Origin of the sequence: uncultured Tessaracoccus sp., from assembly GCF_947286155.1 — a bacterium.
In the GTDB taxonomy this organism is placed as follows: Bacteria; Actinomycetota; Actinomycetes; order Propionibacteriales; family Propionibacteriaceae; genus Arachnia.
Genome location: NZ_CAMYPD010000014.1, coordinates 48,359 through 55,679, shown reverse-complemented (window position 1 = coordinate 55,679; position 7,321 = coordinate 48,359). Strand labels below are relative to the sequence as shown.

Below are 7,321 nucleotides of genomic sequence, written 5' to 3'. Positions count from 1 at the left end.
AGGAGAAATCATCATGAAGGGCTTCGCCAAGTTCCTCCTCACCGCCACCGCGGCCACGGAGGGCTACTCCCTCGCAGTGAACTCCGAGCCGCGCACGGGTACGCGCGTCAGCTGGCCGCGCCCCGGTGAGCGGATCGCCATCGAGTGCCAGGTGCAGGGTGACTGGGTGGACGGCCGCTGGGGGTGCACGAACCTGTGGGATCGCATCCCGGGCCGTGGCTACGTCTCCGACGGGTGGGTCGACACCGGCACGAACGGCCCGCTGAAGGGTGTCCCCACCTCCACCGATGCGCCGTCCCAGCCGACCCGGGCACCGCAGCCCACCACGCCGCCCCAGCCGCAGCAGGACTACCAGTACCCCTTCACCGGCCAGTTCTTCCTGCCGTTCGCCAACGGCGCCTCCTACCCGATCACCCAGGGATCGTTCTCTAGCTGTTCTGTCCGGACAGAACAACTAGTGATCTGCTGCCCAGTCACCTCCAGCCCGAGCTCGTCAAGGCCGCAGAAGCTAGTCAGATCGGGTGCAGTGAAGGTAGCGTTGGACACGTCGAGGTCTTTCTCATGGGTTGCTTAGGAACTCCCATCATGGAAAGGCCTCGACCCCTTCCACCAGCCGCCACGCCGCTACCACCAACTACACCCTCAAATACGAAGAGCCACTTTCGTGATCGACGTGGTGTGCTAACCTGACCGCGACAGCCGCAGCGCAGAAAACTCGCCATGTATGTAGGACCCAAGCCGATGACAAGCCTTCACGACGACGAAGCGCCTTGTCTGCCTGAACACCTCTCGTGCAAGCTACCGGCCAAACAACTCGATCCTCGAAACCTTTATGCCGCCCGAATACCGGAGCAACCGTCTCGTGTGCGGCTGGAGTGATTTCTGTTCGAGAAAAAGGCAAGACAAAGAAGTGCATCTCCCAGCACCCGCGGCTCCCTAGTGGAAATCCCAGTTGAATCGTGACAGGAAGGAGCGTGTCTCGCATGGTAGAATTCATCCCCAATGCGGGTGCCTGTATTGCCACAAAAAATGTGCTAAATGGTGTCGGCGTGGTCAGGTGGATGGTCCGCCACCCCTCCCAGCACCCGGCTGATAATGGTTGGTTTATCATGGGGCATCTCGACACCGAGGAATACCTCGCGGACACGAGTAACTATCAAATCACTGATTTCAATCTCCTGTGCAGTATTGAGCCGGCGCTCATTGGAATCTGGAACCTTCCCGTCGGTTCAGATCTACAAATCGTGCGCGATGAACTAGGGATTCGCATCGTCGACACTCCCACCGGGCGAGAAATCCCTCTAGAAGAGCAGTACATTCCACCACAGTTCCGCAAGTAAACCAGCGCGGTCATCCGCCTACCGTGACCGTCGGCTATAATTCATGAACGCCCTCTGCTGCAGCTCAACGGGACTCAGTGGTTCGAGCACGGGATTGACCTTCTCGTAACGTCAATGTTTACGGTGGTGAGCATGACAATCTCGATGATCGACAGCCTCACTGGCATGCGGCGTCTCGCACAGGCACCACCTGGCGAGTGGGATGCGGCGGTCCGCGAATTGTGGGCGCCAATGGCCGATATGCATTCCTTCATCCCGGGCAACCTGGATCTAACCCAGGTGCACGCCAACAACTTCGGGTTCGGACCTGGCGCCTCCAGCGACCTCATTCTCGATACCCTCCATACTTTAGAATCAGCCGATGCCTGGGGGCGGATTGAGCGGGCTTTGCAAGACGGACTGGAGCGCTTATCGACGGCTCATCCGGGTATGGACATGCCGGACCTTCGAGTGCTGCTCATCCTGGGCGACCCCGGTAATCAGCATTTCATGGACGAGCTTCGCGGGTTGTCGGCCCTCGGTGGGATCAGCGGCTTCATCACGATCACCGTCTGGCCCACCCCTGAGGTGTTGAGTCGATTGGAGGGCATCGCTTTGCACGAAGTCCACCACAATGTGCGCTACTCGCCAGGCGGCGTGCCGTGGGACCCTCGAACGGTTACCGTGGGTGAGCACGTCGTAGCCGAGGGAGTGGCGGACCTATTCGCTGCGGAGGCCTGCGGTACGCGGGGGTTCACTCACTTCGTCACAGCAGAAACACGCGCGAATAACGACGTTCTGGAACGTGTGGTCGAGGGTTTGGAAGTGACCGGGATGCAGCATTTCAGCGCGTGGGTGCTGGGCGATGCCAGCGCACGCCTATTCGGCGTCACCCCTGTGGGTCTACCCACGGGCGCTGGTTATGCGGCTGGTGTCCGTATCGTCGAGGCCTACTTGTCCCAGACTGGCCGAAGTGCCGCCGACTGCCTGACGCTGCCCGCCGCCGACATCCTGGCTGTGGCCCTGCCGCGTTTGGGGCTCGCCACCACCGCGCATTGATGAGGGTGAGCATGGTGGAGTGGACCGTGAAAGAACTGGCTCAGCGTGCCGGGATCAGCCCTCGGACCCTGCGGCACTACCACCACATCGGGCTCCTGAGCCCTGACCGAATCGGGGCAAACGGCTATCGCTACTACGGGCAGAGCGCCGTGGCACGCCTCCAACGCATCCTGCTGTTGCGCGAAGCGGGCCTTTCCTTGACTGACATTGCCACCGTCCTCGACTCCCAACACAACGAGGCCGACGAAGTGGCGGCTCTGGAGGAACACGTCCTCAGGCTCCGGCGTGAGAGCGAGGCCCTGAGCCGACGCATCGCGTCCGTCGAGCACACCATCGCCATGCGTCGTGAGGGACGCCAGCCGCGCATGGACATGATGCTCGAGGGGTTCAACGATCGTTACGAGAGCGAAGTGATTGCCCAGTGGGGACAAGAGGCCTTCGACGTATCCAACCAATGGTGGCACAGCAAGACCCCCACGCAGCAACAACGGTTCCAGGCCGACGCCGAGCAACTCCTCGCACGCTGGGGCGAGCTGCATGCGGCTGGGCACAGTCCGTCCAGCCCCGAGGCGCAAGCCCACGCCGCCGCACATGTGGCATGGTTTGCCGAAATCCCCGGAACGCCAACTCACTCCACCGACCCCGTGAACGCGACCGCCATGGTGCAAGGAATGGCGCAGCTCTACGTCGCCAATCCGGACTTTCACCCCGCCTTCGGAAGCTCTGAAGGGGCCGACTTCGCCGCCGAGGCACTACTGATCCACGTCCGCCAGCTCTGACGCTCCCTGGCACCACGGACATAAGACGTTTGCGAGCCCGATCACCCACCGGGAGCGCACGTCCTCCAGTAACGCACCCGTTGGATTAGGCCGGAGCCAGCACAGGCATACCGACTTCTTCAGCCGCTGCAGCCATTCGCACGTCGTAGGTGAGGAGAGCATCCGCCTGCAGGTCGATGGCTGTCGCGAGGTGCAGTGCGTCGAGGGAGCGTAGATTCGTGCCGGGCAAGAGGCCTGCGTGCGTGAATTGAGCCGGTTCAAGCTCGAACAACGAGACCTTCGCGAGCAACTCGGTAACCAGCCCCTGGCTGAGGGCTGGGATGCGCTGAACCGTTCGACGGAGTTCAGTTTCCAGGAGCAACGACGAGATCAACGCTGGCCGCTCATGGAAATCATATGGATGAGCGCAGCCGACTCGCTCTCCCTCACCAGGAGTTTGACCACGGCTGACGTACCTAGGTACCAGTGACTCATCGCCCTCCACGCAAATCTTCCAGCACCGTGGCTGTCGGAATCGAGCTGGCGGCCAGCTCGGAGACATCGAAGGTCGCCTCTTGCCGTGCGGGCTCGATGGCTCGGTGACCGCCTGCGTAGGGGACGAGCTGCGCGACGGGTACGCCGCGCCGGGTGACGACGAAGACCTCTCCGGCCTCCGTCTCACGAAGTATCGCGCCGCTGTCATTGCGCATCTCACGTTGGCTGATGGTCAGCATACCGAGAGCGTAGCCACCATGTAGCACATATACCGCCGGCAGGCAGGCACACCGCTGCCCTAATCCGATATCCACACGCGTTTGCCAGATCCGGCCGAAAACGGCTGTTTCACGAAACGCGTGTGGATATCGGGTTAGCGCGTCCAGGACACCAACGAGCGCTCCCATCCGCCCCGCACTTGAGAGTTTTCCACAGGCTCACGACTGGCTCTAGCGCTGCGCTGAAACGCATGGCACTGTAACCGCCATGGGAATTCGCTACTACGCATATCCAGTCGCACCTCAGAACATCGACGAAGCTTCCAAGAACCCCGAACGGTTCCTCTCCTCAGACCCCCTGGCGGACGCATGGGGGCTAGAGCCCGTCGGCGCATACGAATACACGATGCACGTCAACCCGCGCCCTCGCATGTTGTACCTAGACAAGTGCTGGTCGCTCATGCAACGGCTCACGCACCAAACGGCACACCCGCGCCCCGCGTACGCTCTCGTCGCAGGAGACGTACTACCCGATGGTTTTGGCTGGCATCCCTACGTCGCAGCGTTGACGCCCGCCGAGGTCGCGGACATCGCCAACGATCTCGAAGCCATCGCCGACGATGAGCTCGCCAGCTTCTGTGAGACCCTCGAAGAAGACGATGCGGACTACCTGAAGTATCACTTCGAGCAGGCCAAGGCCTTCACGCGGGAGCTCGCCCAGTCAAGTGAGGGTTTGGTGTACACGATCGGGTGATCGCGCTAGCCGAATCACGTTTCACACCAAAACGTCAGCCTTCATGATGTCATCATGAATCCATGCGTACGACGCTCACTTTTGACCCTGATGTGGCCAAGTTGCTCGAGCTCGAGATGGCCAAACGCCAGGCTCCGCTCAAACAGGTAGTAAACGATGCCCTACGTCGAGGCCTAGGGTCACACCCCAACGCCGACTTCACATTCCCCAGCTTCGATATGGGATCACCTAAAACAGACCTCACCCATGCCACTAGGCTCACTGCCGACCTGGAGGACGAGGCTCTGACATACAAACTCACCCAAGGCCGCTGATACTGCCTGTAGATGCCAACATGTTGAAGTACGCGGTCAACACAGGCCCCCTCACCACGCAAACCCTGCTTGCGGGGCTTCTGGCGGAATCAGGCACGGCCGGCAATCTCACCAACGATGCTCATCTGGCCACCCTGGCGCTGGAACTCGATGCGACGATGGTCACCTTTGATCGCGACTTCGCTCGCTTCGGAGTTCGCGTGCTCGTTCCGGAACACGAATAGCTGAGCCTTACCGCCAGCAGCTAACCCGATATCCACACGCGTTTGCCAAATCGGGCCAGAATGGGCTGTTTCAGGAAACGAATGTGGATATCGGGTTAGGTTCCTCGCGAGCCCCAGCCCCGCAACCCTCAGGAACTCGGCACCAGCTGGCGCGCCCGCCCCGCGAGGGTGGAGAACACCGTGGCAGTCACAGATTTCGCGAGCAGAATCGCAGCCAACACCACCACCTGGAACACTCCCGCCGCCACCGGGCTCAGCCCCGCAAACAAGGCACCGACGAACGCGCCCGGCAGCGTGACAAGCCCGGTGTTGCGGGTTTGGTCGATGGTGGGGATGAGCGCTTCGCGCACCGCGTCCCTCCGCAGCCGCACAGTGGACTGCGGCGGCGTCGCCCCGAGCGCCAGCCAGCCTTCCACTTCCCCGACGCCGGAGCGCAGCGCCGCAAGATAGTTACGCGCGGTCAGCGTCGACGCGGCCATGGCGTTGCCGATAGAGATGCCCGCCACGGCGATGATCTGCTGCACATCGAGGCCAACCAACCCCAGCAACAGCGACGCCCCCGTCGCCGCCACGCCACCCGCGACGACGGCTAGCGCCGCATTCCGTCGTCCGCCGGGCAGCTCCGCCGCCCGCTTGGCACCGGTCATCGACGCCGTCGTGAGCATGAGCAGGATGAACGCCAGCACCAGCCACGGCCACTTCAGCACCGCCCCGAGTAGCACGGAGATCAGCGCCAGCTGCAGGCACGCGCGGACGATGGCCACCGCCGGAGCCCACCCCATCTTGACGCCGTGGGCGCGCAAGATGGCGATCACCGCGCCCACCATCACCGAGAGGCCGACGGTAAACCGCACCCATTCCCACACCGACCAGTCCATCTATCCGAGTGTATCCGTCGGCCGCCCTCACGCGACCCGACCTGCACACCGGCACCAACGAGCGCCCCACCCATTTTGTCTTTACATTTGAGTCGGGTGCTATAGTTGAGACGTCAGCGAACATAGTTGACCTGGCCGACTGGCCGGACACACCGCCGTGCGGGGCTTTCTCCGGACGGTTCCGCACAGGAACCGAAAGGAATATAGCCTATGACCACACCAGCAATCCCATACACCCCGGCACGTAGGGCCACCCAGGGTGCTGACAACCGCGCCTTCATGGTGCACATGTCCATCATCGCCGCCATTGCGCTCGTGATGGCCATTCTCAGCGCCAGCATCGCGTCACCCATCGTAGCTACCGTAGCTGCCCTCGTGTCCGCATCTGCCGCGTTTGCCGGCATCTACCTGAGCCTCAACCGCATCGTCTGAGGCCAGTCAGCAAAGGGAAGGGTTCCCTGCGCTGCGCGGACAACGGCGACCGCGCAGTCTCCACCCTCCCATTCCACTCCCCTAGAATTCCCTTGTGGTGACACTGCTCTTCTCCGGACTCCCTGAGCTCACCTCCATCTCCGCACCCATGTGGGCGCTGCTCGTCATAGCAGCGATCGCCATCGGCATCTCAAAATCAGCCCTCCCCGGGGCCGCGACGTTAGCCGTCGCCCTGTTCGCCACCGCGCTGCCGGCGAAGGAATCCACCGGCACCATGCTGATACTCCTGCTGGTGGGCGACGTCATGGCCATCTCCATGTACCACCGCGAGGCCGACTGGGCCGCACTCAAACGCCTCGTCCCCGGCGTGCTGGCCGGCGTCGTTCTCGGCGCTACCTTCCTGCACTTCTCGTCGGACCAGTTCACCAAGCGCTTCATCGGTGCGCTGCTCCTCGTTCTGATCGCAGCGACGATGGCGCTCATGCGCCTCCCCAAGCCGCCCGAGATTCAGGGACGCCTCGGTCGCGCTGTCTACGGCACTCTCGCCGGGTTCACGACGATGGCCGCCAACGCTGGCGGCCCCGTTACCACCATGTACTTCCTGGCCTCGAAGTTTTCCGTGATGAGCTTTCTCGGCACTACGGCGTGGTTCTTCGGGATCGTGAACGTACTGAAGCTGCCCTTCTCCATCGGGCTCGGCATCATCAAACCATCCACGCTATGGATCGACGCGGTGCTGGCGCCCGTCGTGGTTGTGTCCGCGTTCGTGGGGCGCTGGCTCGCCAAGCGCATGCACAAACAGCTCTTCGACGCGGTGGTGACGGTGTTGACCGTGGTGTCGGCGGCCTATCTGCTGATTGCATGACCACC

The 7,321-nt window shown here is 62.3% G+C and carries 10 protein-coding genes and 1 pseudogene; 8 read left to right on the top strand and 3 right to left on the bottom strand.

All coding sequences use genetic code 11. The features are described from left to right. The 4 genes and pseudogenes from Q0X68_RS05350 to Q0X68_RS05335 form a co-directional block, all read left to right on the top strand. Positions 1-574: pseudogene (locus Q0X68_RS05350) on the top strand (hypothetical protein); the annotation flags it as partial. Positions 575-983: 409 nt separating this feature from the next. Further along, entirely contained in the window at positions 984-1,340 is a 357-nt protein-coding gene (locus Q0X68_RS05345; RefSeq protein WP_297748616.1) for a DUF2185 domain-containing protein, read from the top strand. A 132-nt stretch (positions 1,341-1,472) separates the two neighbouring features. Beyond that, complete coding sequence (locus Q0X68_RS05340) at positions 1,473-2,378, top strand: DUF2268 domain-containing protein (RefSeq protein WP_297748613.1); 906 nt, start codon at positions 1,473-1,475, stop codon at positions 2,376-2,378. A gap of 26 nt (positions 2,379-2,404) precedes the next feature. Next, on the top strand, positions 2,405-3,157 hold the full coding sequence (locus Q0X68_RS05335; protein ID WP_297748610.1) for a MerR family transcriptional regulator: 753 nt from the start codon (positions 2,405-2,407) through the stop codon (positions 3,155-3,157). A gap of 85 nt (positions 3,158-3,242) precedes the next feature. On the opposite strand, the gene Q0X68_RS05330 is transcribed toward Q0X68_RS05335, so the two are convergent. Together Q0X68_RS05330 and Q0X68_RS05325 are read right to left on the bottom strand one after the other, a co-directional pair. Then, a complete protein-coding gene (locus Q0X68_RS05330; protein WP_297748608.1) occupies positions 3,243-3,518 on the bottom strand; it encodes a PIN domain-containing protein in 276 nt (91 codons plus the stop codon). A 109-nt stretch (positions 3,519-3,627) separates the two neighbouring features. Continuing rightward, positions 3,628-3,870, bottom strand: coding sequence for a type II toxin-antitoxin system Phd/YefM family antitoxin (locus Q0X68_RS05325; protein ID WP_297748605.1), 243 nt, complete (start codon positions 3,868-3,870; stop codon positions 3,628-3,630). 247 nt (positions 3,871-4,117) lie between these two features. On the opposite strand from Q0X68_RS05325, the gene Q0X68_RS05320 reads away from it, so the two are divergent. Both Q0X68_RS05320 and Q0X68_RS05315 read left to right on the top strand, forming a co-directional pair. Next, complete coding sequence (locus tag Q0X68_RS05320) at positions 4,118-4,603, top strand: DUF1877 family protein (RefSeq protein WP_297748601.1); 486 nt, start codon at positions 4,118-4,120, stop codon at positions 4,601-4,603. A 334-nt stretch (positions 4,604-4,937) separates the two neighbouring features. Next, positions 4,938-5,141: a PIN domain-containing protein gene (locus tag Q0X68_RS05315; RefSeq protein WP_297748598.1), complete on the top strand. Its 204-nt coding sequence runs from the start codon at positions 4,938-4,940 to the stop codon at positions 5,139-5,141. A gap of 128 nt (positions 5,142-5,269) precedes the next feature. On the opposite strand, the gene Q0X68_RS05310 is transcribed toward Q0X68_RS05315, so the two are convergent. After that, positions 5,270-6,019 carry an ABC transporter permease gene (locus tag Q0X68_RS05310; protein WP_297748595.1) on the bottom strand — a complete coding sequence of 250 codons (750 nt, stop codon included), beginning with the start codon at positions 6,017-6,019 and terminating at the stop codon, positions 5,270-5,272. Positions 6,020-6,229: 210 nt separating this feature from the next. On the opposite strand from Q0X68_RS05310, the gene Q0X68_RS05305 reads away from it, so the two are divergent. Together Q0X68_RS05305 and Q0X68_RS05300 are read left to right on the top strand one after the other, a co-directional pair. Further along, a complete protein-coding gene (locus tag Q0X68_RS05305) occupies positions 6,230-6,451 on the top strand; it encodes a hypothetical protein (RefSeq protein ID WP_297748593.1) in 222 nt (73 codons plus the stop codon). A 94-nt stretch (positions 6,452-6,545) separates the two neighbouring features. Continuing rightward, positions 6,546-7,316, top strand: a complete 771-nt coding sequence (locus Q0X68_RS05300; protein ID WP_297748590.1) for a sulfite exporter TauE/SafE family protein — start codon at positions 6,546-6,548, stop codon at positions 7,314-7,316. Positions 7,317-7,321: the final 5 nt, after the last annotated feature.

Excerpts from the sequence above, each read along its gene's own strand:
- Q0X68_RS05345 (WP_297748616.1), top strand. The coding sequence starts at position 984 with ATGGTAGAATTCATCCCCAATGCGGGTGCCTGTATTGCCACAAAAAAT.
- Q0X68_RS05310 (WP_297748595.1), bottom strand. The coding sequence starts at position 6,019 with ATGGACTGGTCGGTGTGGGAATGGGTGCGGTTTACCGTCGGCCTCTCG.
- Q0X68_RS05315 (WP_297748598.1), top strand. The coding sequence starts at position 4,938 with ATGTTGAAGTACGCGGTCAACACAGGCCCCCTCACCACGCAAACCCTG.
- Q0X68_RS05340 (WP_297748613.1), top strand. The coding sequence starts at position 1,473 with ATGACAATCTCGATGATCGACAGCCTCACTGGCATGCGGCGTCTCGCA.
- Q0X68_RS05320 (WP_297748601.1), top strand. The coding sequence starts at position 4,118 with ATGGGAATTCGCTACTACGCATATCCAGTCGCACCTCAGAACATCGAC.
- Q0X68_RS05305 (WP_297748593.1), top strand. The coding sequence starts at position 6,230 with ATGACCACACCAGCAATCCCATACACCCCGGCACGTAGGGCCACCCAG.
- Q0X68_RS05325 (WP_297748605.1), bottom strand. The coding sequence starts at position 3,870 with ATGCTGACCATCAGCCAACGTGAGATGCGCAATGACAGCGGCGCGATA.